The organism is Nocardioides rubriscoriae, assembly GCF_008087085.1.
Taxonomy (GTDB): Bacteria; Actinomycetota; Actinomycetes; order Propionibacteriales; family Nocardioidaceae; genus Nocardioides; species Nocardioides rubriscoriae.
Genome location: NZ_VIYJ01000011.1, coordinates 78,657 through 103,870, shown reverse-complemented (window position 1 = coordinate 103,870; position 25,214 = coordinate 78,657). Strand labels below are relative to the sequence as shown.

Below are 25,214 nucleotides of genomic sequence, written 5' to 3'. Positions count from 1 at the left end.
CCTCGCGTCCCGTCTCTTGAGGGAGTCGTCACCATGAAGGTGTCCGCTCGTCGTTCGTCCCTGCTCGCCACCGTCCTGGTCACGGTCCTGGCCCTGGCGCTCGGCAGCTACGCCGTCGTGTCCCGGGCCCGGTCCGGGCCAGGGTCCCGTCCAGGCCCGTCGGCCACCGCGGTCGCCACCGGCACCTGCGCGCGCGGCTTCCAGCCCGTCGTCGAGGCGCTGGGCGAGGTCCGCGCCGAGATGCGCCGGGAGTCCGAGGCGGGCGCCGGGGAGTCCGAGGAGGCCCGGGAGTCCGAGGAGGCCCGGGAGGCCGAGGAGTCCGGCGGCGAGCTCGACGCCGAGCTGGTCCGCGAGGCCACCCGCGAGCTGCCGATGCTCGCCGGTAGCGACCCCGACGAGTGGGATCGGCTGTGCGTCGTCAGCAAGCGCCCGGAGTCGCTCGAGGAGCTGTCGGCCATGTTCGACACCCGCGCGATGGCCCGCCTGGCACCGGTCGGCGCCTACCGCGACGGTGCGGCCCTGAGCGCCGCGCTGCAGGCGCGCGCCCTGCGCCCGGGCTCGGTGCCCGGCACCGCCGGCACGGCCCGTCCCTACGGCCGCGGCCCCCTGGTCGTCGACGACCCGCGCTACCCCGAGGTCAACGGTCTCGGACTGCAGGACAACTCCGGTCGCATCGACAGCTACGTCTACGTGCCCCGGGGCCACCACCTGTTCGCCGCGGTCGGCAACGGCGGCATCTGGCGCTCCGACGACCTGGCCGGCTCGTGGCGCCCCGCCACCGGCAACCTGCCCACCACGGTGACCGGCGCGGTCGGCTACACCCCCTACCGGCGCACCCTGCTGGCCCTCACCGGAGAGCCGACCTTCGGGGCCTCGGCCTACACCGGCCTCGGCGCCTTCTACTCCACCGACCTCGGCCGGCACTGGAAGCGCGCCCGCGGCCTGCCGTCGGGCGCGCTGGGCTTCGCGCTCGCCACCGACCCCGCGCACCCTCGCCGGGTCTACGCCGCCACGCAGCGCGGCCTCTACGCCAGCACCGACGGCGGCCGCAGCTACCGCAACGCGCGGCTGCCCGTCGGGCGCTGCACGGGCCGCAGCAACCCCGCCCGCACCCCCCGGTGCACCCTGGCGAGCGTCGTGACCGACGTCGTCGTCGTCCAGCCCCGTGGCGTGCGCACCACCACGCGACCCGGCACGGTCGTGGCGACGGTGGGCTGGCGCGGCGGGCGCCGCAAGAACATCGACGGCAGCGTCCAGGCCCCCCACAACGGCGTCTACCGGTCGGCGACCGGCGCCGTGGGCAGCTTCAAGCGTCTGGAGCCGCGCGGCTTCGCCGCCCCGGGGGCGATCGGACGCATCGAGCTCGGCAACGCGGTCGGGGCCCGCCAGGACCACGACGTGCTCTACGCGATGGTCCAGGACGCCAACCTGCTCAACAACGGCGGCGTCGGGGGCATCGAGGTGCCCTCCGGGGCCACCAGCCCGGTCGGCACCACCGTCATCAACGGGCTCTACGTCTCCACCGACTTCGGCCTGAGCTGGACCCGTCTCGTCAGCGGCACCGAGCTGACCGCCGACCCCACCTCGGGCTCGGCCCTGATCGGCACCGGCACCGCGACGGGCTACCAGCCCGGCGTCCAGGGTTGGTACAACCAGTGGGTCCAGCCCGACCCCACCCGCGCCACCGCGACCGGCATCCCCACCCGGCTCGCGTTCGGGCTCGAGGAGATCTGGACCAACGACGTGGCGCAGGCCGGGCTCCCGCTGGACGGGTCGGTGCCCACGCACTTCGTCGTGGCGGGCAAGTACTTCGGCGGCAGCTCCTGCCTGCTGCTGAGCGCCGGGTTGCCGGCGTGCCCGACCGACCGCGACCCCACCGACGACGGCAGCACGACCCACCCCGACCAGCAGGACGGCATCTGGATCGCCGACCCGAAGGTCGCCGGCGGCGTCCAGCTGGTCGTCGGCAACGACGGCGGCTCCTACCGCTACCGGTTCGGCTCCGACCCCGACGGCGAGCTCGACAACGCCCACTGGGGCCCCGGCAACCAGGCCGGCCTCTCCACGCTGATGCCCTACTTCGCCGCGATGGCCAAGGACGGCACCGTCTACGGCGGTCTGCAGGACAACGGCAACCTGCGCATCGACGGCAGGACCCGCAAGCAGTACGAGACCTACGGCGGTGACGGGTTCTTCGCCGCGGTCGACCCCGACGACTCCAAGACCGCCTACGAGGAGTACACCAACGGCGCGATCTCGGTGACCACCGACGGCGGGTCCGCCTGGACGAGCATCGACCCCGGTCTGACGGCGTCGAAGTTCTCCAACCCGTTCGCGATGGACCCCACCAACGCCGACCACCTCCTGACCGCGGGCAACGAGGTCGTCGAGACCGTGCTCGGTCCGGCCACGACGGCCGGCATGACCCCGGCGCAGGACCTGCAGGCCGACACCACGACCTGGATCAAGGTCTTCGACCTCGGCACCCGCCTGCACCCCGGCCGAGGGGCCACCCCGACCGCCACCGACCCGGCCAACTCGATGTCGGCCGTCGCGACGCGCGGCCGGGCGTCGTACGTCGGGTTCTGCGGCCAGTGCGACACCCTCAACAAGCTCGGCCCCGGCCGGGCGATCTTCAAGAACGGCCTGGCCACCAACGTCGGCGGACGGGTGCCTGGCCGCGTGGGCAGCAACGCCGGGTGGCACGTCGTGCCCGCCAGGGGCCTGCCCAACCGCTACATCACCTCGATCGCGATCGACCCGCGCAACACCAAGAAGGTGTTCGTGACGCTCGGTGGCTACACGCGCAAGTGGCTGCCGCCCCGGGCCGTGGGCGACCGCAACGCCGACGTGGGCAAGGGCCACCTGTTCGTGTCGACCGACGGCGGCCGGTCGTTCCGCGACGTGTCCGGCAACCTGCCCGACGCGACGGCCAGCTGGGTGAGCCTGCGCAAGGACCAGCTGCTCGTCGGCACCGACGTCGGCGCGTTCGCGTCGTCCCCCGACGGCGCCCGGATGCGCAAGCCGCGCTTCGCCCGTCTCGGCGGCCTGCCGCCGACCCCGGTCGCGAGCGTCACCCTCAAGCCCGGCGACCCCAACGTCGCCGTGCTCGCGCTGTTCGGGCGCGGCGTGTGGACCTACACGTTCAAGCAGAAGCTGCCCCGACCGCCCAGCACCACGCCGACCACGCCGGTGATCCGCGACGTCATCGCGTCCTACGACTTCGACGGGGGCGACCAGTCCTGGACCACCGGCGGCACGCCCACCTGGGCCAGGTCGACCCCCGGGCACGGCGACGGCACGGCCACCGACGACGCCGGGTCGGCGTTCGCCATCGCGGGCCTGACGGGCTACGTCGACAACATGGACGCCACCGTCACCTCCCCCGCCCTCACCGTCCCGGCCGGCGGCTCGGTCCTGCAGTGGTCGATGAAGCTCGACACCGAGGCGGGCTTCGACGTGGTCAAGGTCGAGTACTCCCAGGACGGCACGACCTGGAAGCCCCTGGGCAGCTACTCGGGGCAGAACAGCGACGTCCCGGGCTGGACCAAGTACACCGCGCTGATGGCCACCAAGGCCGGCAGCGTCAAGGTGCGCTTCCACTTCACCTCCGACAGCCTGTGCTCGGGGGCGGGCGGCCCGCTGTGCTCCTCGATCACCGGGTGGGACGGCGTCCACGTCGACGACGTCGTGGTGGGTCGCTGAGCGGTCCGACCGGCGGGGCGGCATCTCGATTTCGGGACCCGCCACCCCACTGGTAACGTTCCGTCTCGCGTTCACCGCATGCGGCATTAGCTCAATTGGCAGAGCAGCTGACTCTTAATCAGCGGGTTCGGGGTTCGAGTCCCTGATGCCGTACCACCACCGCCCCTGACCTGCACAAACAGGTCCGGGGCGGTTCTGTGTCCGGGCGGGTTACCCGTTTACTCCCCTAATATGTCCATAGGCGCCACGCCCATCACGCCGGCCAGGACGATCGACGCTCCGGCTGCAGGCTGGCGGCGGTCGCTGTAGCGGTCGTAGGTCATCGAAGGTCGGGCGTGCCCCAGCACGTTCGCGGCCTCGGTGCCGCTCAGGGTTTTCGTCACCAGGTCACCGACGGTGGTGCGGAACGTGTTGGCGCTCGCCCACGGCATCCCAGCGTCGTCAAGGACACGACGCAGGTGTCGGCCGACGTTGCGTCGGTCTCGGACCGTCTCTCGACTCGCAGAGTCCCACCGACCTGGCGTATGGAAAACGAATCCGTCCGTCCCGTATCGCTCGCTGCGCACCTGCAAGCGCGACGTAAGCCAGGCAGGCATCGGGACCCGACGGTCGGCGCCGGTCGTCTTGGTTCCCCAGATCCGCACCACGCCCACGTCGAGTGACCCGCCGTCGGCATCAACGAGGCACAGGTCTGCCCATCGGACGTTCAGCGCCTCGGAATGACGGGCGCCCGTGCCGGCGAGGAAGTGCACCAGGTCCACCAGGTCGTAGTCCTTGGCCGTTTGATGTTCCCGGGTCACTTTGAGCACGTGGCTCAGCTCGGCGAGCGTGAACGCACGGTCTGCGTCGCGCGTCGTCTCCCTGGGGGCGACAGCTGGGTTCTCGACATCGCGCATGCGGTTGCCGTCGAGGACGTCGTGGCGCACACCCAGGGTGAGGATGCTCGAGACCACAGATCGTGCGGTCTTGGCTGACCCTTTCCCGTGGCCATCGGCGACCGTCTGGAGGTAACGCTCCAGCACCGGCACGCGGTTGACCTCGCGCAGCGACAGGTCGGCGATGCTGCTGCTGAGCACCAGGCGCTCAAACGAACTGCGGTACTGCTTGATCGTGTTCGGACTCAGCTTGCCTCCGGGTCGCTCGATACGTTCGAGCCACCACTCGCCTGCGGCCGCCAGTGTCATCTCAGGCCGCAAGCCGACGGCTTTGGCCGGAGCCTGCCGATCCACTAGGGCGGCCTTCAGCGCGGTCTCGGCCTTGGCTCGCGTCGTCCCGAACTTCGTGACGTCTCGGACAGTGCCATCGGAGTCCCGGAACTTTGTCCGCGCCTTCCATCGCTGCGCCTTCGTGCCCACCGGCGCGGTCTCCCAGCGACCCGTGTCCGACACAACCTGCGGAGTAACCGCGATCCGTCCTGAGGTTCCGAGCGTCAGCCGAGGACGTCCCATCCCCAGATGCTATCAAGATGAGGGATCAGATAACGGGGTTGGAGACCCCAATCTCGACCTGCTCAACAGCGCGATCAGACCTCGCCCTCACCAGCAGTGCGTAACGCTCTGAGCCCAAGCAGCGGCAGAGAGACAACGCGGTGCGGGACCGGCGGGACCGGCGGGACCGGCTGGACCGGCTGGACCGGCTGGACCGAATCACTGTCTTTGACGGCCAGACTGACAGGGTCTCGCAGTGCTACCGGTTGGCCTGTTGAGAACTGCCAAGCCTCCGTCGGCGCGAATGTAAATTCAGTCTGGGGCGCGCTCTGGGCGGCCCCTGCTTCCTAACTGTGCTGCTCGACCGGCGCGTCCGCCACCAACCTGCGGTTATGAGGCACTGGGAGGGCGGACTCGACGGCGGCCAGGTCCTCGACGGGTGGTGCCGTTCCCGGGTGCCACACCGTCGGCGCTGCCCTGAGCGAGGGGTCTCCGCCGCCCTCACCGCCAAAGGAGACCGCTGTGCTGTTTCAGGTCGCCCGTTGAGCTATACAGGAGGGCGGCAAGCTCTGGGCGGCATAGAAGGACGTTCTAGGTGTACCCGGCCAGGACGTTGGTAGCGGCGAGCCTGGTTGAACGAACGAGAACCTCCGAATGGGATGTGGCTTGTCTAAGGCCCACTCCAACCCGGAGGTTCTCGTGTCCCAACGGTAGTGCCCGGCTGACCGTTCACGGTCGGCGATTGATCGTCCAGCGCCACCAGGCCGGCTGGCCCCAAGCCCACATCGCTGCGGCGATGGGGGTGTCTCGCAAGTGTGTGAGGACCTGGATTGACCGCTTCGCCGAGGAAGGCGAGCCCGGTCTGGCCACCCGGTCTTCGCGACCACACACGACACCCACCAAGACCAGTGCTGAGGTCGAGCAGAAAGTGCTGGCTGCGCGTGCTGAGGGCCGTGAGGGTCCCGACGTGCTCGGCCCGAAGGTGGGGGTGCCCGCCCGGACGGTGTCGCGGATCCTGCGGCGCCACGACGTGCCGTACCTGCGCGAGTGTGACCCCATCACCGGTGAGGTCATCCGGTCCTCGAAACAGACTGCGGTGCGCTACGAACGTGAGCGTCCCGGCGAGCTGGCCCACATGGACGTCAAGAAGATCGGCCGTATCCCCGACGGTGGAGGCTGGCGGGTCCACGGCCGCGGTACTGCTCGTGACCGGGTCAACGGCCCCGGATACGACTACGTCCATTCCCTGGTCGATGACTACTCCCGACTGGCCTACAGCGAGGTCCTCTGCGACGAGAAGGGCCCCACCTGCGCGCAGTTCCTACGCCGCGCGATCGACTACTTCGCCGCCCACGGCATCACCCGGATCGAACGATTAATGACCGACAACGCCTGGGCCTACCGGTACTCGCTGAGAGCGGTCTGCGCCGAGCACGACATCAGTCAGAAGTTCATCAAGCCCCACTGCCCGTGGCAGAACGGCAAGGTCGAACGCCTCAACCGGACCCTGGCCACCGAGTGGGCCTACAGCCGGGTCTTCACCAGCAACCAGCAACGAACAGCAGCCCTTGCACCATGGCTGGAGCACTACAACACTGAACGCCGCCACAGCGCACTCGGAGGCAAACCACCGATCAGCCGACTGCTACCAACCTGATGGCGGGGTACATCTAGGCGGCCGTCGGGCGGGTCGTACTAGACGAAGGAACGTCCCCTTGTGGTGGTATCCGGGCCTGATGTCTCAACCCCACCGAAGGCGGACGTTGATGAAAAACGCTAACGCCATGGCTTGCTGGGGTGAAGTCTTGCTCAACGACCGCAACAGGAACGCGCGGCTGGGCCAGCTGCGCGCGGCAGTCTCAATAGGTAACGCGAATCGTCGTCGGGATCGACTTGGCCGATGAGAAGCAGATGGTTGCTGTCTGTGATCACGACTCGCGAGTGCTCGCACGACGCACGTTCCGGTGCCAGGCTTAAAAGCTGGGCTAGGCCCTGGACTGGCAGCCGGTCACTCCGAGGACGCGGCAGCGTGCGAGTTCGCGACACGACTGACGAGCAACTTGGAAGTTAATCAAAGATTGAAGGGACCGATACCTCGTTCACAAGCCCTACCCGGAGATGTTCTGTTGGCGGGACCGCGACTCGTTGGATCGCGCGTTGAATTGCCTTCGCGGCCGCCATCCCGCCTGCTGCACTCTTCAACGGACAGTGTCATCGAGCGAGTTGACGAACGACAGCACGGCCCGTCGCACGGCCGGCGCCTGCTTCTCCAGCGGCAGAGCGCTTCCAGCGCCGGCGAAGCTGCGCCGCTCCAGGCGGGCACCGCCGGTGGCAGTGATGCCGTCGCCATCACGGCTCGCGTCAGCGCGACCGGACAGCACCAGGGTGGGTACGTCGACCGCCTGGCCCTGAGCGGCGAGGACCGACGACGGCAGACTGGCGACGTCGCCGCACGGGGTGCTGTTGCGCAGACGCACGGCAGCTCGCTGGACGCCGACCGGGGCCGACGCGAACAGCAACCGGCGGAAGGAGCGGGCGGTCTTGCCGTACGGCGCGAAGCCGGCGCCCTGGGCGCAGACCATGCCCTGGCCCCGCAGGGTCTCTAGCGTCAGCCTCGACGGGCTCGTCGAGACCGGCGACATCAGGACCAGGGCCTGGACGTCGCTGTAAGTCGCGGCCTCCAGCCGGGCGACGGTCGCGCCGGTGCCATGGCCGTGAAGGACGATGTGAGAAGCGTGCGGGGTGGCTGCGCGCGGACGGCCGGAAACCTCATAAAGGCCGGCGTACAGCGCCTGCACAACGCGCCCGAGCATGGTGGCTTGGGCCCCGAGGCAGGTGGCGTCGCCGTCGCGCAGCGGGCTGCGATCGTACCCGAGACGGTCGAGGACCACGACGGTCTTACCCTTCTCGGCCAGGCGGGTGGCATAGTCCTGCTCGCGTCCCACGCGGCGGCCCTGCAAGTTCCAAAACCAACCGCCGGTTCCGGCATCGTGGACGAGCACGTGAAAGGTCTCGGACCCGTTGCGACCCTCGATCACGCGGGCCGGGCCGATTAGGCGGGCGCGCAGCGTGTGCGGACGGCCATCGGGAGCGGGCAGGCAGGCGACTTCAGTCTCGTTGTGGTTGACCACATCGAAACTAATTTCGCGGCTCATGACGCGTCGGCCAGCAAAATCACGGTCCGACGCTGAGGCAGTCACCGCGGTCGACCCGGTGGTTGGGGCACCGGCGCTCGCGGGGGGGGCAACGGCGGTTAAGACCATAACCAGGGACAGTACGAAACCGAGCGCTGAGTGCGTCATGCCGGGCACTCTTCCAAGGGCGCCTGATGCGTCTCGGCGTCGTACGACACGAACAGAATTACTGCCATGACCAACTCCACTGTTGAGATCTGTGAGCTTGTCACTCTTGTCGCATCAGTCCGTCGTGGCCATGTTCACCCGAACCCGATTAGATGTGAATTCGGCTCACGGGGAGGTCCGAGGGTGGTGAGGAACACGGGCGGGAACCGGGTGTCCCCTACACCGCGTTCGCGCAGCTGCTCGAGAGCGGCGCGATCTCGGCTGACCACAAGGCCAGATTTCTCGCCATCATGGCCCGTGACGGTGCCGAGGAGGAAGTGCTGTCGAGGCCGGACGGGCAGGCGCCGGCGCGGTGGTTCAAATAGGTCTACCCCGAACTCGACATCGACCGGGCCACGCGACTAGGTCAAGACTTCGCAGAGCACGTCCAACTGACGTCCTTCGGCCCGTTAAGCCTCCCGCTCATCAGCGCCGGTTCGGTGGCAGAGGTCGTGGAGCTTTTCGCATATCTTCCGCTCATCACGACTGCTGTCGCCACGCGGGTCCGTCCGCAACAAGACGGCCTGGTTGTTGGCCTGGTGGGGAACACGGGCGATTCGGAGCAGGGCCGCTTAGTCGTCACCTACTTGTTCGTGGCCATGAAAAAGTACCCACTGGTGGCCAAGTAGCGGTCCCCAGTGGTGGCCAGAATAAGTCCCCATTCTTCGTCGTGTCGTAAGAGCCCGCGAGGTCCTGCGTGGTGACGGGGGCGGTTCCTCACCAGCCGACCGCCACCACGCAGGAGACCTCCATCGAAGAGCGCGAGGGAAGTTAATTTACTGAACTCAAGCTGCCTGAGCTCAGCAGGTTCTCAACTAGAGGACGTTTAGCCGTCAAGGCGCGGACGGAACTGGCGCGGTGATTGTCCGGTCCAACGCTTGAATGCGTGAGAAAAGTTTGTCGCATCGCTATAGCCGAGATCGGCGGCAACTTGATTAATAGATATAGATGGGTCGAGGAGCTGAAGTTTGGCACGCTCCAGCATCGAGGTGTGGAGTAGTTCGCGGAACGTGGTGCCCTCGTCGTGGAGTCGTCGTTTCAGGGTGCTGACGGACACGGACAGTTCGGTGGCGACAGTGGCGATGCGTTTCGATCCAGGCCCGTCGTCCAGTGACATTCGAACCTGCTCGGAGAGTGAAGGCGTCTTCGTCCGTTGGTCCAAAGCCTTCTCCAAATCTGCGATCGCAAGCCGGTACGCGGTGGGGTCCGAGAAGCGGCATACGTCGTCTAGCGTCTTGGCTGGTACGTGCAGGTACGTTGCCGGGGCGCCGAACATAAGGCGCGGGCCGAGCCCGGGCAGGTCACCGTCCTTCGACGCCGGCGACGGCCAGCCGCAGTGAAGCGTCATGTCCGATGTGTCGCCGACGAGTAAGTGGATCAATCGGGCGAGGGCGTAGCCGCAGTACGTGACAACTAGGCAGTCCAGCTCCGAATCGCCCGTGTTCCCCACCAGGCCAACAACCAGGCCGTCTTGTTGCGGACGGACCCGCGTGGCGACAGCAGTCGTGATGAGCGGAAGATATGCGAAAAGCTCCACGACCTCTGCCACCGAACCGGCGCTGATGAGCGGGAGGCTTAACGGGCCGAAGGACGTCAGTTGGACGTGCTCTGCGAAGTCTTGACCTAGTCGCGTGGCCCGGTCGATGTCGAGTTCGGGGTAGACCTCTTTGAACCACCGCGCCGGCGCCTGCCCGTCCGGCCTCGACAGCACTTCCTCCTCGGCACCCTCACGGGCCATGATGGCGAGAAATCTGGCCTTGTGGTCAGCCGAGATCGCGCCGCTCTCGAGCAGCTGCGCGAACGCGGTGTAGGGGACACCCGGTTCCCGCCCGTGTTCCTTCACCACCCTCGGACCTCCCCGTGAGCCGAATTCACATCTAATCGGGTTCGGGCGAACATAGCCACGCCTGACTGCCGCGGCAAGAGTAGCGATCTCACCGATCGCAGCAGGAGTTGGTCATGGCAGTGGTTACGTTCGTGTCGCACGACGGCGACACACATCAGGCGCCCCTGGAAGAGGGCCGCTCGCTCATGCAGGTCGCCACGGAGAACGCAGTACCCGGGATAGACGGCGACTGCGGCGGGGAGGCCGCTTGCGGGACCTGCCACGTGGTCGTCGACCCGGCATGGGCCGAACGCGTGGGGTCCTCCGAGGCCGGCGAGGAGGGGATGCTCGCCATGAACCCCGAGCGTGAGCCAACCTCACGGCTGTCCTGCCAGATGGTGCTCTGCGAGGCATGGGACGGACTCACCGTCCGGCTCCCCGAATTCCAGATGTGACGACGAGGAGCTGACGTGACGAAGATCCGCGAGGCCATCACCGCCAAGGTCCAAGCCACCATCCCGATGGAGCGGCAGATCCAGGGCGCCCACCTCTACGACAAGACTCGGAGGTGGGTGACGGGCACGAACGGTCAGAAGATGTTCGTCGAGAGTCCGATCCCCCCTGTCGACGACCTCGAGATCGGGGAGATTGATCTCAGCAATCCGTTCCTCTACCGACAGGGCCGTTGGCAGTCCTACTTCGAGCGCCTCCGAAAGGAGGCTCCGGTCCACTACCAGGCCAACAGCCCCTTCGGGCCCTTCTGGTCGGTCACCCGACACGCGGACATCATCGCGGTCGACAAGAACCACGACGTGTTCTCGGCCGAACCCTTCATCGTCATCGGCGTGCCGCCTCGATTCATGGACATCGAGATGTTCATCGCGATGGACCCACCGCGGCACGACCTGCAGCGCCAGGCTGTGCAGGGCGTCGTGGCTCCGAAGAACCTGCGCGAGATGGAAGGCCTCATCCGGTCGCGTGTCCGAGAGGTGCTGGATGACCTGCCCGTGGACGAGCCGTTCGACTGGGTGCAGAAGGTGTCCGTCGAGCTGACCGCTCGCATGCTGGCGACCTTGCTGGACTTCCCCTACGAGCAACGACGCAAGCTGGTCCAATGGTCGGATCTCGCGGCTTCGATGGAGCAGACCAACGGGGGTCCGTCGGACAACGACGAGGTGTTCGCCGAGATGCGGAGCACGGTGCGGGAGCTCAGCGCCCTCTGGTACGACAAGGCGGCCCGACTTGCCGGCGGTGAGGAGCCTGGATTCGACCTCATCACCATGCTGCAGAGCAACGAGAACACCAAGGACCTGATCGACCGCCCGATGGAGTTCCTGGGGAACCTGACGCTGCTGATCGTCGGGGGCAACGACACGACCCGGAACTCGATGAGCGGCGGTGTCCTGGCGCTCAACCAGTTCCCCGAGCAGTTCGAGAAGTTGAAAGCCAATCCGGACCTGATCCCGAACATGGTCTCCGAGATCATCCGCTGGCAGACCCCGTTGGCCTACATGCGCCGGATCGCGAAGAAGGACACCATCCTGAACGGCCAGTTCATCCGCGAGGGCGACAAGGTCGTCATGTGGTACGCCTCGGGCAACCGAGACGAGGCCGTGTTTGAGCGACCCGACGAGCTGATCATCGACCGGCCCAACGCCCGCAACCACATTGCCTTCGGCTTCGGCGTGCACCGATGCATGGGCAACAGGCTGGCCGAGATGCAGCTGCGGATCCTCTGGGAGGAGCTGCTCACACGCTTCGAGGACATCGACGTGGTCGCTGACCCCGAGTACGTGCAGTCCAACTTCGTGCGCGGGATCAGCCGGCTGATGGTCCGCCTGACCCCGAAGGCCACCGGGTGACCGGGTGACCGGGCGGCGGGCCGTGGTCGTGGGCGCGAGCCACGCCGGCGCCCAGCTCGCGGCCAGCCTGCGACAAGGCGGTTGGAAGGGCGAGATCGTCCTGGTCGGCGACGAGGGGACGCTGCCCTACCAACGCCCACCGATGTCGAAGGCGTACCTCGCCGGTAAGAACACGCTCGACCAGCTCGCCATCCGTAGCGCAGCCTTCTACGCGAAGCAGGAGATCACGCTCCTCGACGACTCGGTGCAGGCTGTCGACCGGACGGATGGTCGCGTCACGCTCAGCCGCGGCGGGTCGCTGGCCTACGACGAGCTGGCGCTCTGCACGGGTGCCCGCGTCCGCCGGCTCGCTGCCCCCGGTGCTGACCTTTGCGGCGTCCACTACCTGCGCACTGCCGCCGACGTCGAGCTGATTCGCGAGGCCGCCTCCCCGGGGCGACGGGCTGTGATCATCGGCGGGGGCTACATCGGACTCGAGACCGCCGCCTCACTGAGCGGGTTGGGTCTGCAGGTCAGCGTGCTCGAGGCGACCGAGCGCGTCCTCGGACGCGTCACCGCGCCGGAGGTCTCGGCGTTCTTCGACCGCATCCATCGCGAAGAAGCCGTCGATGTCCGTACCAAGGCCACCGTCGAAGAACTGGTGGGCACCGATCGGGTCCAAGGGGTCGTCCTCGCCGGGGGTGAGACCGTCCCAGCGGACCTCGTCATCATCGGGATCGGCGTCGAGCCCAACACCGAGCTCGCCGCAGCAGCTGGACTCCAGGTCGACGACGGCGTCGTGATCGACGACCACGCGCGGACGAGCGACCCCGCCATCGTGGCCGCCGGCGACTGCACGAGCCATCTCATGACCCGGTACGGGCGCCGTATCCGCTTGGAATCCGTGTCGAGCGCGACTGAGCAGGCCAAGGTCGCCGCCGCCACCGCGTGCGGCAAGTCCCAGCGGATCACGGCACTTCCGTGGTTCTGGTCGGACCAGTACGACGTGAAGCTCCAGATCGCGGGCATCAACACCGGCTACGACGAGATAGTCCTCAACGGCGACCCCGCTGAGGGCCGCGACTTCACGTGCTACTACCTGCGACGAGGCGAGCTGATCGCGGCTGACTGCGTCAACCGTCCTCGGGACTTCATGTTCAGCAAGCAGGTCATCATCCGCGGGGGCCAGGTCGGCCGCGACGAGCTCGCGCTCCAGGCAGTCGGCTGACCGGTGCGCCCCCTAGATCGGCTTGCGAGGAGAATGTGACAGCGATGTACAGCCCGACCCACCAAGCCGACGACGCGTCGTCCGGGCCACGAGCTTTGGCCATGTCGGATCCCAACGCGACGGTCCGCGACAGACTGGAACAGCGATGAGCGAGACGGCGTCCTTCCTCGAACCGACCGCCTTCCTCGACAGTGACCATGAGGACGTCCGGGCGTTCACGGCCGCCACCGTCGGCGACGCAACCACTGATCGCGAGAAGGCCACTCGGCTGTTCGCCGCGGTCCGCGACCGGGTCTGGTACGACCCGTACACCGTCTCCGAAGACCCCGCCCACTACAGGGCGAGCCATGTGTTGGGCGCGGGCCGCGCCTACTGCGTGCCGAAGGCCGTGCTTTTGACGGCCGTTTGTCGCGCCGCGGGGATCCCGGCGCGTCTGGGCTTCGCCGACGTGCGCAACCACCTGCAGACCGAAACGCTCAGGGCGCGCATGGGTGGCACGGATCTCTTCGTGTACCACGGCTACAGCGCGATCCTCATCAACGGCCGGTGGCTCAAGGCGACGCCGGCCTTCAACAGCGAGCTGTGTGCTCGTTTCAGTGTGCCTCCCGTGGAGTTCGACGGTGAGCACCACGCGCTCATGCACGCCTTCACCGCGAACGGGACCCAGCACATGGAGTACGTGCAAGATCGCGGTGTCTTCGACGACCTTCCTCTGGCAGCGATCCTCGACGAGCTCCGCGTCACGTACGGACCGATGATCGTTGCGTCCGCGGACGTCGCAGACGATGCCTTCACGACCCGGTCCGGGGTCCCACCGGAGCTTGGTTAGCAGGACCACGTTCCTGCCGGCCCCGCGAATTGCAGCATCGACGACAAGGAACTACATGCCCCCCGCACCCCTGATCGAGGACTACCCCCATCGGATGGGGGGACACTGCGGTTCCGGTGCATTGCGCGATCTCATGCAGTGGCACGGACTGGGTTGGGACGGCCCACCCGACGAGGGGCTTGTCTTTGCTCTCGGGGGAGCTTTGAGCCTGTCCTACATGCGGTCGGACGACCTCGTCCCCCCGCTGTACCTCGTAGGGCGAGGCGCCGACTTCGAGATCGATCTACCTGCTCGTCTCGGCGGCCGAGTGGAAGTCCTCGCCACCGACGATCCCGCGGAGGGTTGGGCGTGGGTGCGGGACGAGGTGGACGCGGGCCGTCCCAGCCTTGTATGGGCCGACATCGCCGAGCTGCCATACCTGCGGGTCCAGCTGCGCATGAGCCGCCACGACATCGTGGTCGTCGGCTACGACGACGATGAACAGATCGCGTTCGTCGTCGACAATGACCGCGCCGAGGTACAGAAGGTGCCGTTGCACGCGTTGGCCCGAGCACGCTCCTCAACAGCGTTCCCCCAGCCGACCCGCCACTGCACCTACCGAGTCGACTGGCCGTCCTCGCTGCCGCCAGTCCAAGAGGTCGCGGCCGACGCCTTCCGCCAATCTGCAGCCACCATGCGCGGTGCGTCGCACCGCAGCATCGCAGGTGCCGACGCGACGACGGCCAGCGCCGCCGAGGGTCTCGCCGGAGTCGCTCACTTCGCCGCCGACGTCGCGACCTGGGCGTACCTCACCGAGGACGAACTCGAGATCTTCCTCTTCAGCCTCGGCGCCTTCATCGAGAAGGCAGGAACCGGCGGCGGTCTCTTCCGGCGACTGCTGGCCGACGGCTGCACCGAGATCGCACGGCTGACCGGCGACTCCGCGACCGCGGAGCTGGCGAGCAGCGCCGATCGATGTGCGCAGGCCTGGACCGACGCGGCACGCGCCGCCGTCCAGCGTGACGCGCCGCTGCGGTCGCGGCTGACGAACGTGACCACGATTATTGCTGGATTGCCGGACCTGGAACTGCGCATGGTCGGGGCCCTCGAACGTGCTGCCGGCTCGTTGGTGACGGCGCGTTGACCATCCGCACCACGACGAGCACCCGGACAGACGAGACAGGAGACCGGCATGCATGACGACCACGGACTAGGCGGCGTCGCCCACGCGGGCGACGAGAGCGGAGAACGTGAAGTCACCCACGATGACGTGATCTCCCGTTGGACGACGCACCTCGCCGGTCAGGAGACCGCGGAGGCCGGCCAGGCCCTACCCCCGCACTCCCCGGAGTGCGCCGGATGCGGGCCACTCAATCCCGCCGGCCTGCAGCTGCAGGCGGTTCGTACCGCAACGGGCGTGGAGGCGGTCCACGTCTTCTCGAAGACGCAAGTGGGTGCACCCGGCATCGCACATGGGGGTCTGGTCGCTCTCGCCTTCGACGACCTCTGCGGGTTCGCCCTCTACACAGTCGGGGCTCTCGCCGTCACCCGCAGCCTCACCATCGAGTACCGAGCCCCCTTCCGGCTTCACCGCCCTTACACCTTCCGGGCCCGAGTAGCCGAACACGAAGGGCGTCGACTTTCAATCCGGGCTGACGCGTTGGACGCCGACGGTCATGAAGCCGGGTCGGCCGCAGCCACCTTCGTGACGGTCGATCTCGAGCACTTCAACCGGTCGATTCTGTAGCCGACCTCGGACCTAGACGCGAGGTGAGTCCTCCGAGACCCCAATCTCATCGCCGGCAGCGCCTAGTCCGTCAAAGATGAGTCCGCAGATCGCGGAAGAAAGCCGCGCTGCGTCTGCGGCCTGATCAAGAGATGGTCCCTCAACTGCCCTGCTGAGGCCGGCCACGGTGATCGCGCCGAACACGCTCAGAGCCACCACGCTCGGATCAGCTACCCGGCGAAGCGACCCGTCGGACACGCCATCGGTCAGTAGTTGCTCAATCGGTTCGTAGAAAGCAGCGCGCAGGGCCACCGCCAGCTCGGGGAGCCGGGTCGCCCGTCCGAGATCGCCGACAAGGGCCCGGCACAGAGACGGGTACTCAAGCATCACTCCCAACTGCGCAGCGACAGCCGCCTCAAGCCGAGTACGGGCGTTCTCGTCACTCGACACCGCCACGCCAACTGCGCCGGCGATCATGTCCAACAGGTCGCTGAGGAGGAACTCCAGCACCGCGTTCTTGCCGTCGAGGTGGTAGTAGATCGTGGCCTTCGGAATGCCCGTTGCTTCGGCGATGTCTTCGATCTTGGTCCCATCCAAGCCACGCTCCGCGATCAGATCGGCCGCGCCATACAACTGACTGGCCAGCTTCGCAGGCAGCTTTCGCATTCCTCTTACCTCGCTTCTCAAGTCACCAGAGGCGGTGTGTCAGCGCCCGACACCCTCGACGCAAGGACCATCGTATGTTGTACTGCAAGTACAAACTGCGAATTTAAGCCGCTGTTCTCCAGCCTTGGAGGAGAGAGCGGGGACTGCCCCCGAGTTGAAGCCGCACCCGTAACCGGAGGACCAGGAGAAGTAATGAGCACCCGCCAGCTGACTTACAGTCCGTTCGACGCCGAGGTGATCGCGGACCCGTACCCCGTCTACCGACAGCTGCGCGAAGGCGCCCCTGTCTTTTGGTCATCAAGGGCTGGCACTTGGGTGCTCAGTAGGCACGTCGATGTGTCCGCCGCACTGGGGGACCCCGCGACGTACTCCTCCGCCTCGGGGATCTTCCCGACCCCACCGGGCGTGGACATGACCGAGCTGTTCCTGCCCATGCTCATCATGAGCGACCCACCCCGGCACACCCAGCTTCGCCAACTCGTCAGCAAGGCCTTCACCCCTCGTCGCATCGCCGGACTCGGGGCACAAATCCAGACCCTCGTCGACGACCTCCTTGACGAGACCCCCGAAACCGATGCCTGGGACTTCGTCTCCGGGTTCGCTGGCCCACTCCCGGCCATCGTCATCGCTGACATGCTCGGCGTGCCACGCGAAGACCGAGACCGCTTCAGGGCCTGGTCCACCACTCTCATTCAGTCCAACCCCGCTCGAGGCGAGTTCGGGGCTGGGCTCGACGCCGCCGCAGCCCTCTACAACTACTTCGCCGCCTTTCTTGCGGAACGACGGGCGCACCCCCAAGACGACCTCATGACCGCGCTGGTCCAAGCCGAGGTGGAGGGCGAACACCTCAGCGAGGATGAACTCCTCGGGTTTTGTCTCCTGTTGCTCATTGCCGGGCACGAGACAACCACCAACCTGCTCGCCAACAGCGCCGTCATCCTCGCCCACCACCCCGAAAGCCGCCGGGAGCTGGCCGATGATCCCAACCTCGTTCCCGCTGCTGTCGAGGAGCTGCTCCGCTACGACTCACCGGTCCAGGGCCTCTCTCGCACTCTCACCCGACAGGTCGATCTGCACGGGAAGACCATGGCCACAGGCGACACCGTGCTGCTGCTCTTCGGGTCGGCCAACCGCGACGACCAGGCGTTCCCCGACGCCGACCGCTTCGACATCCACCGCGCCCCCGAACGACAGGTCGCCCTCGGACGCGGCATCCACTTCTGCCTCGGCGCGTCACTGGCCCGCCTCGAAGCACGCATCGCCTTGCAAGCACTTCTCACCCGCCACCGTGACTTCGATGTCGACCTCGACGCAGCGATCCGACTCCACTCCGGCCCGATCCGGGGATTCGCCTCACTGCCCATTCAGTAAGAGGGCCGACATCGGCGACTAGATGAGGAGACCACGTGAAGGTACGGCCTAAGCCAACCCGCGCCAGCGTCCTCCACGCTGTGATGGAGGAGATCCTCACTCGTAACGACGGGCGAATGCCCACCGCCATCGAAGGCATCAACATACATTTCAGCACCATCGACGACCTCGCAAACGCGGTGCTACTTCGCTGGCACACCCGCCTGGTCGCATCCCTCGAACGCGGCCTCGTGGACGACCCCGAGGACCGGGAGGAAGCAGTCATCGAAGCCTGGCGCCACGCCGCACAGATCTACTCAGGCGTGCGCAAAGTCATCGACGAGCTCGCAAACAACCCACCGACAGACGTCGTTCACCACGCCGTCGTGGCCACCGCCCGCAATGACTGGGCCATCATGGCCATCACAGCGGGACTCGCCAGCGGCGTCGACGGCGCAGGAGTTCGAGTCGGCCACCGACTCGAACTTGAAGCGCGACGACGGGACCTCGCTCGAGAGGGCACGGTGAGCCGCCTGGGGGTGCGCACCCTGTTTGGCAAACTCAGGGCCAAACGTGCCGGGTGAGCAACCCCAGGCATGTACCGACTTACCTCAACCGTGGGCTAATGCCCGGCCCTGACGGGGTAGTTGCGCCGCGCAACCCTGAGACACCTGCAGATCAGCCTTGGTCGGGCCGAACGCCGCCGGGTGCCTCGACTTATGGGAATTGATCAAGCGCCTTTGGGCCGAGCTCGACAGCAGCCCTCACAGCCGCAATCCCTACCCCTGCTTAAGACCATGCCCCCTCGTCAGAGCGATGGGCACAACGCACTTGACGACGAGTGACGAACCTCAGAGCCCAGGCCCCGTAACGCTTGTGAGCCTCTAGGAACTCTGCGGCACGCATGCTACGAAGGTCCGTAGATCGATCAGCTCGGCCCGTCCCCCTGGGACGGGCCGAGCGTCATTTCCAGGCTAGGTGACGACCAGTGACGAGCAATCGGCGGGCGCTCGAGGGGCGGTGAGTGCGGGTGCATGGCGGGGTGAAGTTCTACCGCGGCTCAGCTGCTGCGGCACGCACCTATGTCGAGGCGGACCGGTCGCGCGTCGATGACTACTACCTGGCCGAAGGCACCGGCGTCGCCACGCTCTACGTCACCGGCCCGGAGGGTCTCGGAGCGAGGGGGGAACGCGCCAAGGGCCACGCGGGGGGACGCCTCGAGGGGAGGGGGGAACGCAGTGACGGGAGGGGGGAACGCAGCCTGGAACGGGGCCCTGTGGTGGTCCGGGATCGGGGGACGCTCGACGGGGACGCCTACGAGCGATGGGTCGCCGGGTACGACCTCGACGGTGCCGCGAAGGGCCGGTTGCGGAACGATGAGCACGGGCTGCGGTTCGTGGAGTTCACGGTCAACGGTCCGAAGACCTGGTCCCTGGCTGCGTCGCTGCACCCGGAGGTCGCGGCGGCTTATGACGCGGCGCAGGACCGTGCTGCGGGTGAGGTGATCGGGTGGCTGGCCGAGCACGCCACCACCCGGGTCGGACCGCGGGGCCGCCAGGTCCAAGTACCAGTCGATGAGCTCGAGGCCGCAGTGGTGCGGCACTACACCTCGCGGGCCGGTGACCCGCACAGCCACCTCCACGTCCAGATCAACGCCCGGGTCCGAGCTGGCGGCGTTGAGGCGGGCGGGTTGTGGAGGGGTCTGCATTCGGTCGGAGTCGTGGACTCGATCGAGGCAATCAACGGCATCGGACACGCCGCGGTCGTGTGCGACCCCCATCTACGCCAGACGTTGGCTGCGCACGGGTTCACCCTGGACCCGGAATCCGGGGAGGTCCGCGAACTCGCCGACTACGCCGGCGCATTCAGCGCCCGGGCGTCACAGATCAGCAGGAACGTCGACCGCTACGAATCCGCCTGGCGTCGTGAGCACCCCGGCACCGAACCCGGCCCGAAACTCCGGCGGTCGTGGGACCGGCGGGCGTGGGCCGATGCTCGCCCCGACAAGGTCATCCCCGAGTCCGGGACCGATCTCGCACGACGGTGGGTCGAGGAGCTCCATGACCTCGGCTACCGGAACCCGATCGGACAAGCACCGCTCGCGCCGACACCGGTCGGGGTTATCAACCGCAACGCCGTCACCCATCTCGCCCTGTCTCGGCTGGGTGCCCGACGGTCGGCGTGGAACGCCGCCGACATCCGCGGCGAGGTCGAGAAGATCATCGCCACCCTCGCCGCAGCCGGGTCCGACGGTGTCGTGGTCGACCCGGTGGTGCGGCGCGAGCTCGCCGAGGACCTCACCGCCCGCGCTGTCGAAGCCTGCACGCCGCTGCTGGACCGGCCCGACGTCCCCGGGCACGTCCGCGCCCTGACCTCATCGAACGTCCTCGCGGTCGAGGCGGACTTGGTGGACCGGCTCGCTGCCCGTGCCACCACCCCCGGCACGCCCGACTCGGTTGGTCCATCTGTGGCCCGGGGGCGCCTCGACGAGGCGCAGCAACGCACCGTTGCGATCCTGGCCGGCACCGCCCAACTGGCTGTCGTCGAGGGAGCTGCGGGTGCCGGGAAGACCACCACCCTTGCCGCGGCACGGGTCGTCCTCGAGATGCGCCACGAGCAGCTCGTCGTGGTCGCGCCCACCTTGAAGGCCGCCCAGGTCGCCGGACACGAGCTCGGCACGCCAGCGTTCTCAGCCGCCTGGCTCATCCACCAACACGGCTACCGGTGGGACGAGGACGGCCACTGGACCCGCCACCACGTCGACCGGCAGACCCTGGATGTCGGTGCGCGGCTGATCCGGGGGGACCTGCTCCTCATCGACGAGGCCGGGATGCTCGACCAAGACACCGCCCTCGCCTTGCTCACCATCGCTGACGAGACCGGCGCCCGGATCGCGTTCCTCGGCGACCGCCACCAGCTCCCCGCCGTCGGCCGCGGCGGCGTCCTCGATCACGCTGCCCGGTGGGCCCACCCCACCGACCAGGTCACCCTCGACGCCGTCCACCGCTTCACCGACCCCGCCTACGCAGACCTCACCCTGAAGATGCGCACCGGCACCGACGCCGGCACCGTGTTCAACCAGCTCTACGAACGCGGCGACATCGTCATCCACCCCACCGACGTCGAACGACACGCAGCCGTCGCCGACCTTGCCGCCGACTCGCCAGGCGACCTGGTCATCGCCGACACCCGCGAACAAGTGGCCGCGCTGAATGCCACCATCCGCGACCGACGACCTCCGAGCACATGTGACGACCATCAACGGTCGGCTTTCGACACCAACACCGGCGACCAGCTGACTGTCGGTGACCGGGTCGCGACCCGCCGCAACGACCGCGACCTCGACGTCGCCAACCGGGACCAGTGGGAGATCACAGCGATCGACGAGCACACCGGGGACCTCAGCATCGCTGGCCGCCGTGGCACCCGGACCCTGCCCGGCGACTACGCCGCCCGCCACGTCGAGCTCGCCTACGCCACCACCGTCCATGGCGCCCAGGGCGAGACCGTCGGCGCCGCGCACTTCCTACTCGGTGAGACCACCGGCGCCGCATCGACTTACGTCGCGATGACCCGCGGCCGCCAGTCCAACACCGCGCACCTCGTCGCCGGAACCACCGACGACGCGAGGGCACAGTGGATCAGCACCTTCACCCGCGACCGCCCCGACCTCGGCCCCGCCCAAGCCCGCGAAACCGCAACCGAAGCCATCGACACCTACGGGCCTCTCACGCCCCCACCCGAGCAGTCGCTGGAACGGTCTCGCGGGCAGCGCCGTCCACCAGCCTCTGTGCCCGCCTTGTCGCCGGGCCAGCGTCCCGGCGTCCGGCGCTGACGCCCCAGGGCCCCACTCAGGCAGCCAGGAGTCCGCGTCCCCGCACCCGTCAGGACGACGCCAATCACCCGCGGTCTTTACGTCAAAGGTGAATTCATCGCCGCACATTGATCGCCAGCGACCCTGTTTTCGCCTTATGAGAAGTAGGAGAACTTCTCTCGCATCGACCTCGGAGGCACCCCGATGACCGAACACCCACCCACACCCCGCCGCGGCGACGACACCAACACCACCCCAGACGTCGATCGCGTCGACTCCGTCGGCCTCATCGATTGCGCTCGCCACGCCGAAGACGCCCTCCGGCAACTCGCCCGGCTGACCCACCCAGGGCCCCGGGCGCCCGGCCTGACACCGGCTGAGGTCGACACCGCTTTGAGTCATCTCGCCGAGGCGATCGCCGCAGTACCCCAAGTCGCCTCACAGCTCGGCGCCATCCTCGACCAGTCGCGTCACACGCACCTACTCGCCATGGACCACATGACCGCCACCACCGACCCGGACCTCGCTGTCGACGCCGCCCGGTGTCACCTCGACGCGCTCCGCAGCCCCGCCGTCCAGACCTACCGCCACCTCAACGCCGCCCGCAACGAAGCCGCCCACATCTGCGCCCACCCGTTACACCCCGCCGACCGCGTCGTCCACGACATCGCCGGCGAGACCTACCCGCCGTTAGGCATCGGAGGGGCATGGCGCCGCGAAGAACGCGAAGCACCCCGCCCCTCGGCATCACACCGCTCCGGGCCTGCCCGCTGAACCGACACAAGCACCCCAACCTGAGCACCTACCGAACCATCAAGGACACGACATGCAGCCCATCCACATTCCCAGGGAATGGCACGACGACGACCTGCTGACCTTCGACCAGTTCTGCGACCTCGTTCAGATCCCTTCGCGCACCGTCCGCGACTGGCGCCGCCGCGGTATCGGCCCCACCTGGGCCCGCTTCGAGGGATGCGGTCGCCTCTACATCACCGCTGCCGAAGTCCGGCGGTTCGTCAGCGCCGTAGCCCCGGGCAGGTCAGCATGATTGATGACAGCACCCACGTCAGCGCCGCCGACACAACGCGGCGCGACCTCCTCACCCCGGCGCAGCTCGCCGACCGGTGGCACGTCAGCACCGGCCACTTGGCCAACCTCCGTCACCAAGGCGAAGGCATCGGCTACGTCAAGATCGGCAGCCGCGTCGCTTATCGCTACAGCGACGTCATCGCCTACGAGAACCAGCACTACGTCTCACCGGTTGGATCGGCCTCATGGCCCGCCACCACAGCCTGAGCTCAGGGGACATCGAGATCCGCCTGTCGCGCGGCGTCCAAAACTCCCCGTTTACTCCCCTAATACGGCATGGCTAGGGCTGATCTGGCGTGAGCCGGCGCAGAACGAAGAGTGCTCAATCTGGCTCTGTTGAGCGGGATTGAGGATTTCGGATGATCTGCCATGAAACCCATCGGCCTACTCAGCGGGTTCGGGGTTCGAGTCCCTGATGCCGTACCACCAGCGAAGGCCCGGTCCAGACGGACCGGGCCTTCGTCGTACGATCCGGGTTCGCGACGATCGACAGATGAGGCAGCTCGTGGGCGGACCGTGGGTCCTCGGCCGGTGGCGCACCGTGCTGCTGGTCGCCGTCCCGCTCGTCGCCGTCGTCGACCTGGTGACCTTCGTCGCGCTGGTCACCCGCGACGAGTCACCGGCAGCGCCGGGGCCACCGGGGCCCGACCAGGTCGCCCTGGTGGTGATGCAGGCGTTCGCCGACGACGACTGCGGCGACCTCGGCTCCCTGCTCGCCGACGACGCCGACCTGCCCTCCCCCATGACCGCGTGCCTGGCCGGCGAGGTCAACCCCGCCGACGTCACCGACGCGACGGTCGACGACACCGCCACCCGCGGGGCCTCCTCGACGGTGACCGTCGGGGTCGACGTCGACGGTGAGGCCACCCAGGTGGTCGTCGACCTGCGCCGGGTCGGCGACCGGTGGCGGGTCGTCGCGATCCGCCGTCCCGGCTAGACGGGCTCGACGGCGGGACTGCGGGGCTGCGGGACCCGGGACGGCGACCCGACCCCTCGGTGGTCGAGGAGGCCGCCCGCGGCCGTCACGAGACCCACCCACCCCCACCGACCCTCGAAAACCCATCCACAAACTCGTCGATCACACTGTCGAATATGCGCGACCGGGCGTAGAATGAATCCATGACGACCCGCACCCGGACCCCCAGCAGCGACCCGCTGCTGGAGTCCGTGCGCGCACACCGCGACGACGAGTCCAGGGCGCAGGTCGCCAAGCTCAACGCCGTCCTCGACTGGGCAGCGGTCAACACCGCCGACCCCGACGAGACCGCAGCCCTGCTCGACCCCATGGAAGAACCGGCCCTGCACCTGGGCGGTCCCGGGTGCCCCGTGATCGGCGAGTACGCCGCCCTCGACCTCGCGTTGTCACTAGGGATGTCCACCGACGGTGGGCTGGCCTACCTCGGCAAGGCGTTGGAGCTGCGCTACCGCCTCCCGCGCCTGTATGCACGCGTCGTGCGGCTCGAGGTGCCGGTGTGGAAGGCGTTCCGCGTCGCCGAGCACACCACCGACCTCCCCCTCGCCGGTGCAGCCGAGGTCGATAAGGACATCGCCCCGTTCCTGCACACCTGTTCGTGGGCGCAGGTCGACCGGGCCGTCGACGCAGCCCGGGCCAAGCACGACCCCGACGAAGCCGAACGCCGCCGCAAGAAGGCCGCCGAGGGTCGCCACGCCGACGTCCACCTCGGCGACGCCAACACGTCGGGCACCGTGGAGATGACCGCCACCCTCGACCTGGCCGACGCGATCGACCTCGAAGCCGCGCTGAAGAACGGTGCTCAGGCGTTGGCCGACCTCGGGTCCACCGAGACCCTGGACGTCCGCCGGTCCCAGGCCCTGGGGGAGATGGGCCGCCAGCAGCTCGCCCTCGACCTCCTCACCGGAGAGATCACTGGTGCCGGGCGGGGTGTGACCCTGTACTGCCACCTGGACGCTGAGCACCCCGACCTGCCCGGGTTCCTCGACAACACCTGGTCCCCGGTCCTCATCGAACAGATCCGCGCCTGGTGCCAGACCGCCGGCACCAAGGTCACCGTCAAACCCGTCGTCGACCTCGCCACCGACCCCTCGACCGAGGCCTACGAGCCCACCGACGCGATCCGTGAGCTCGTACGCCTCAGGGACCACACCTGCGTGTTCCCCGGCTGCACCCGACGCCGGGTCGACCTCGACCACATCATCCCGTTCTCAGCGGGTGGGCCGACGTCGGCGCACAACCTCGCGATGCTCTGTCGGCGCCACCACCGAGCCAAGACCCACTCCCGCTGGCGCTACGTGATGCTCCGCCCCGGGCTCTACCACTGGACCAGCCCCACCGGCGCCACCTACCTCGTCGACCGAAGACCCCCACCACCACGCCCACCCCGCCCACCACGCCGACAACCCTGACCGCCCCAA

The 25,214-nt window shown here is 67.9% G+C and carries 19 protein-coding genes, 1 tRNA gene and 1 pseudogene; 17 read left to right on the top strand and 4 right to left on the bottom strand.

Features of this window, described 5'->3' with window-relative positions; all coding sequences use genetic code 11:
- Positions 1 to 33 precede the first annotated feature (33 nt).
- Positions 34 to 3,705 carry a WD40/YVTN/BNR-like repeat-containing protein gene (locus tag FZC61_RS19375; protein WP_148615821.1) on the top strand — a complete coding sequence of 1,224 codons (3,672 nt, stop codon included), beginning with the start codon at positions 34 to 36 and terminating at the stop codon, positions 3,703 to 3,705.
- A gap of 80 nt (positions 3,706 to 3,785) precedes the next feature.
- Positions 3,786 to 3,861, top strand: a tRNA-Lys gene (locus FZC61_RS19370).
- Positions 3,862 to 3,923: 62 nt separating this feature from the next.
- Here FZC61_RS19370 and FZC61_RS19365 read toward each other — a convergent pair.
- Positions 3,924 to 5,153 carry a tyrosine-type recombinase/integrase gene (locus FZC61_RS19365; protein ID WP_148615820.1) on the bottom strand — a complete coding sequence of 410 codons (1,230 nt, stop codon included), beginning with the start codon at positions 5,151 to 5,153 and terminating at the stop codon, positions 3,924 to 3,926.
- 640 nt (positions 5,154 to 5,793) lie between these two features.
- On the opposite strand from FZC61_RS19365, the gene FZC61_RS19360 reads away from it, so the two are divergent.
- Positions 5,794 to 6,789: an IS481 family transposase gene (locus tag FZC61_RS19360; RefSeq protein WP_148615921.1), complete on the top strand. Its 996-nt coding sequence runs from the start codon at positions 5,794 to 5,796 to the stop codon at positions 6,787 to 6,789.
- A 541-nt stretch (positions 6,790 to 7,330) separates the two neighbouring features.
- On the opposite strand, the gene FZC61_RS19355 is transcribed toward FZC61_RS19360, so the two are convergent.
- On the bottom strand, positions 7,331 to 8,287 hold the full coding sequence (locus FZC61_RS19355) for an alpha/beta hydrolase (protein ID WP_148615819.1): 957 nt from the start codon (positions 8,285 to 8,287) through the stop codon (positions 7,331 to 7,333).
- A 1,012-nt stretch (positions 8,288 to 9,299) separates the two neighbouring features.
- Positions 9,300 to 10,319, bottom strand: coding sequence for an AraC family transcriptional regulator (locus FZC61_RS19350; protein ID WP_246142801.1), 1,020 nt, complete (start codon positions 10,317 to 10,319; stop codon positions 9,300 to 9,302).
- Between the two features lie 113 nt (positions 10,320 to 10,432).
- Between FZC61_RS19350 and FZC61_RS19345 the strand changes: the two genes are divergently transcribed.
- The 6 genes and pseudogenes from FZC61_RS19345 to FZC61_RS19320 all read left to right on the top strand — a co-directional run bounded on the left by FZC61_RS19345 (position 10,433) and on the right by FZC61_RS19320 (position 15,922).
- Entirely contained in the window at positions 10,433 to 10,753 is a 321-nt protein-coding gene (locus tag FZC61_RS19345; protein WP_148615818.1) for a 2Fe-2S iron-sulfur cluster-binding protein, read from the top strand.
- 66 nt (positions 10,754 to 10,819) lie between these two features.
- A pseudogene (locus tag FZC61_RS19340) lies at positions 10,820 to 12,145 on the top strand (cytochrome P450); the annotation flags it as partial.
- A gap of 19 nt (positions 12,146 to 12,164) precedes the next feature.
- Complete coding sequence (locus FZC61_RS19335) at positions 12,165 to 13,367, top strand: NAD(P)/FAD-dependent oxidoreductase (protein ID WP_148615817.1); 1,203 nt, start codon at positions 12,165 to 12,167, stop codon at positions 13,365 to 13,367.
- A 145-nt stretch (positions 13,368 to 13,512) separates the two neighbouring features.
- Entirely contained in the window at positions 13,513 to 14,196 is a 684-nt protein-coding gene (locus FZC61_RS19330) for a transglutaminase-like domain-containing protein (protein WP_148615816.1), read from the top strand.
- A 55-nt stretch (positions 14,197 to 14,251) separates the two neighbouring features.
- On the top strand, positions 14,252 to 15,319 hold the full coding sequence (locus FZC61_RS19325; RefSeq protein WP_148615815.1) for a BtrH N-terminal domain-containing protein: 1,068 nt from the start codon (positions 14,252 to 14,254) through the stop codon (positions 15,317 to 15,319).
- 48 nt (positions 15,320 to 15,367) lie between these two features.
- A complete protein-coding gene (locus FZC61_RS19320) occupies positions 15,368 to 15,922 on the top strand; it encodes a PaaI family thioesterase (RefSeq protein ID WP_148615814.1) in 555 nt (184 codons plus the stop codon).
- A gap of 12 nt (positions 15,923 to 15,934) precedes the next feature.
- On the opposite strand, the gene FZC61_RS19315 is transcribed toward FZC61_RS19320, so the two are convergent.
- Entirely contained in the window at positions 15,935 to 16,567 is a 633-nt protein-coding gene (locus tag FZC61_RS19315; RefSeq protein ID WP_148615813.1) for a TetR/AcrR family transcriptional regulator, read from the bottom strand.
- Positions 16,568 to 16,759: 192 nt separating this feature from the next.
- Between FZC61_RS19315 and FZC61_RS19310 the strand changes: the two genes are divergently transcribed.
- From FZC61_RS19310 to FZC61_RS19275, 8 genes are all read left to right on the top strand, one after another.
- Positions 16,760 to 17,938, top strand: a complete 1,179-nt coding sequence (locus tag FZC61_RS19310; protein ID WP_148615812.1) for a cytochrome P450 — start codon at positions 16,760 to 16,762, stop codon at positions 17,936 to 17,938.
- A gap of 83 nt (positions 17,939 to 18,021) precedes the next feature.
- On the top strand, positions 18,022 to 18,501 hold the full coding sequence (locus FZC61_RS19305; protein ID WP_148615811.1) for a hypothetical protein: 480 nt from the start codon (positions 18,022 to 18,024) through the stop codon (positions 18,499 to 18,501).
- Between the two features lie 440 nt (positions 18,502 to 18,941).
- Positions 18,942 to 21,752: a MobF family relaxase gene (gene mobF / locus FZC61_RS19300; protein ID WP_342780344.1), complete on the top strand. Its 2,811-nt coding sequence runs from the start codon at positions 18,942 to 18,944 to the stop codon at positions 21,750 to 21,752.
- Positions 21,753 to 21,935: 183 nt separating this feature from the next.
- Positions 21,936 to 22,505: a hypothetical protein gene (locus tag FZC61_RS19295; RefSeq protein WP_148615810.1), complete on the top strand. Its 570-nt coding sequence runs from the start codon at positions 21,936 to 21,938 to the stop codon at positions 22,503 to 22,505.
- Positions 22,506 to 22,557: 52 nt separating this feature from the next.
- Complete coding sequence (locus FZC61_RS19290; RefSeq protein WP_148615809.1) at positions 22,558 to 22,779, top strand: helix-turn-helix domain-containing protein; 222 nt, start codon at positions 22,558 to 22,560, stop codon at positions 22,777 to 22,779.
- The gene (locus FZC61_RS19285; RefSeq protein WP_148615808.1) at positions 22,776 to 23,027 is read left to right on the top strand and encodes a helix-turn-helix domain-containing protein; all 252 of its coding nucleotides are present in this window, start codon (positions 22,776 to 22,778) and stop codon (positions 23,025 to 23,027) included. The genes FZC61_RS19290 and FZC61_RS19285 overlap by 4 nt, the downstream gene beginning before the upstream one ends.
- A gap of 286 nt (positions 23,028 to 23,313) precedes the next feature.
- A complete protein-coding gene (locus tag FZC61_RS19280) occupies positions 23,314 to 23,757 on the top strand; it encodes a hypothetical protein (RefSeq protein ID WP_148615807.1) in 444 nt (147 codons plus the stop codon).
- A gap of 182 nt (positions 23,758 to 23,939) precedes the next feature.
- Positions 23,940 to 25,205 (top strand): HNH endonuclease signature motif containing protein, encoded by a 1,266-nt coding sequence (locus FZC61_RS19275; protein WP_148615806.1) that lies wholly within the window; start codon positions 23,940 to 23,942, stop codon positions 25,203 to 25,205.
- Positions 25,206 to 25,214: the final 9 nt, after the last annotated feature.

Excerpts from the sequence above, each read along its gene's own strand:
- FZC61_RS19345 (WP_148615818.1), top strand. The coding sequence starts at position 10,433 with ATGGCAGTGGTTACGTTCGTGTCGCACGACGGCGACACACATCAGGCG.
- FZC61_RS19275 (WP_148615806.1), top strand. The coding sequence starts at position 23,940 with ATGACGACCCGCACCCGGACCCCCAGCAGCGACCCGCTGCTGGAGTCC.
- FZC61_RS19290 (WP_148615809.1), top strand. The coding sequence starts at position 22,558 with ATGCAGCCCATCCACATTCCCAGGGAATGGCACGACGACGACCTGCTG.
- FZC61_RS19295 (WP_148615810.1), top strand. The coding sequence starts at position 21,936 with ATGACCGAACACCCACCCACACCCCGCCGCGGCGACGACACCAACACC.
- FZC61_RS19315 (WP_148615813.1), bottom strand. The coding sequence starts at position 16,567 with ATGCGAAAGCTGCCTGCGAAGCTGGCCAGTCAGTTGTATGGCGCGGCC.
- FZC61_RS19310 (WP_148615812.1), top strand. The coding sequence starts at position 16,760 with ATGAGCACCCGCCAGCTGACTTACAGTCCGTTCGACGCCGAGGTGATC.
- FZC61_RS19375 (WP_148615821.1), top strand. The coding sequence starts at position 34 with ATGAAGGTGTCCGCTCGTCGTTCGTCCCTGCTCGCCACCGTCCTGGTC.
- FZC61_RS19365 (WP_148615820.1), bottom strand. The coding sequence starts at position 5,153 with ATGGGACGTCCTCGGCTGACGCTCGGAACCTCAGGACGGATCGCGGTT.
- FZC61_RS19305 (WP_148615811.1), top strand. The coding sequence starts at position 18,022 with ATGGAGGAGATCCTCACTCGTAACGACGGGCGAATGCCCACCGCCATC.
- FZC61_RS19355 (WP_148615819.1), bottom strand. The coding sequence starts at position 8,287 with ATGAGCCGCGAAATTAGTTTCGATGTGGTCAACCACAACGAGACTGAA.
- FZC61_RS19280 (WP_148615807.1), top strand. The coding sequence starts at position 23,314 with ATGAGGCAGCTCGTGGGCGGACCGTGGGTCCTCGGCCGGTGGCGCACC.
- FZC61_RS19320 (WP_148615814.1), top strand. The coding sequence starts at position 15,368 with ATGCATGACGACCACGGACTAGGCGGCGTCGCCCACGCGGGCGACGAG.
- FZC61_RS19285 (WP_148615808.1), top strand. The coding sequence starts at position 22,776 with ATGATTGATGACAGCACCCACGTCAGCGCCGCCGACACAACGCGGCGC.
- FZC61_RS19325 (WP_148615815.1), top strand. The coding sequence starts at position 14,252 with ATGCCCCCCGCACCCCTGATCGAGGACTACCCCCATCGGATGGGGGGA.
- FZC61_RS19330 (WP_148615816.1), top strand. The coding sequence starts at position 13,513 with ATGAGCGAGACGGCGTCCTTCCTCGAACCGACCGCCTTCCTCGACAGT.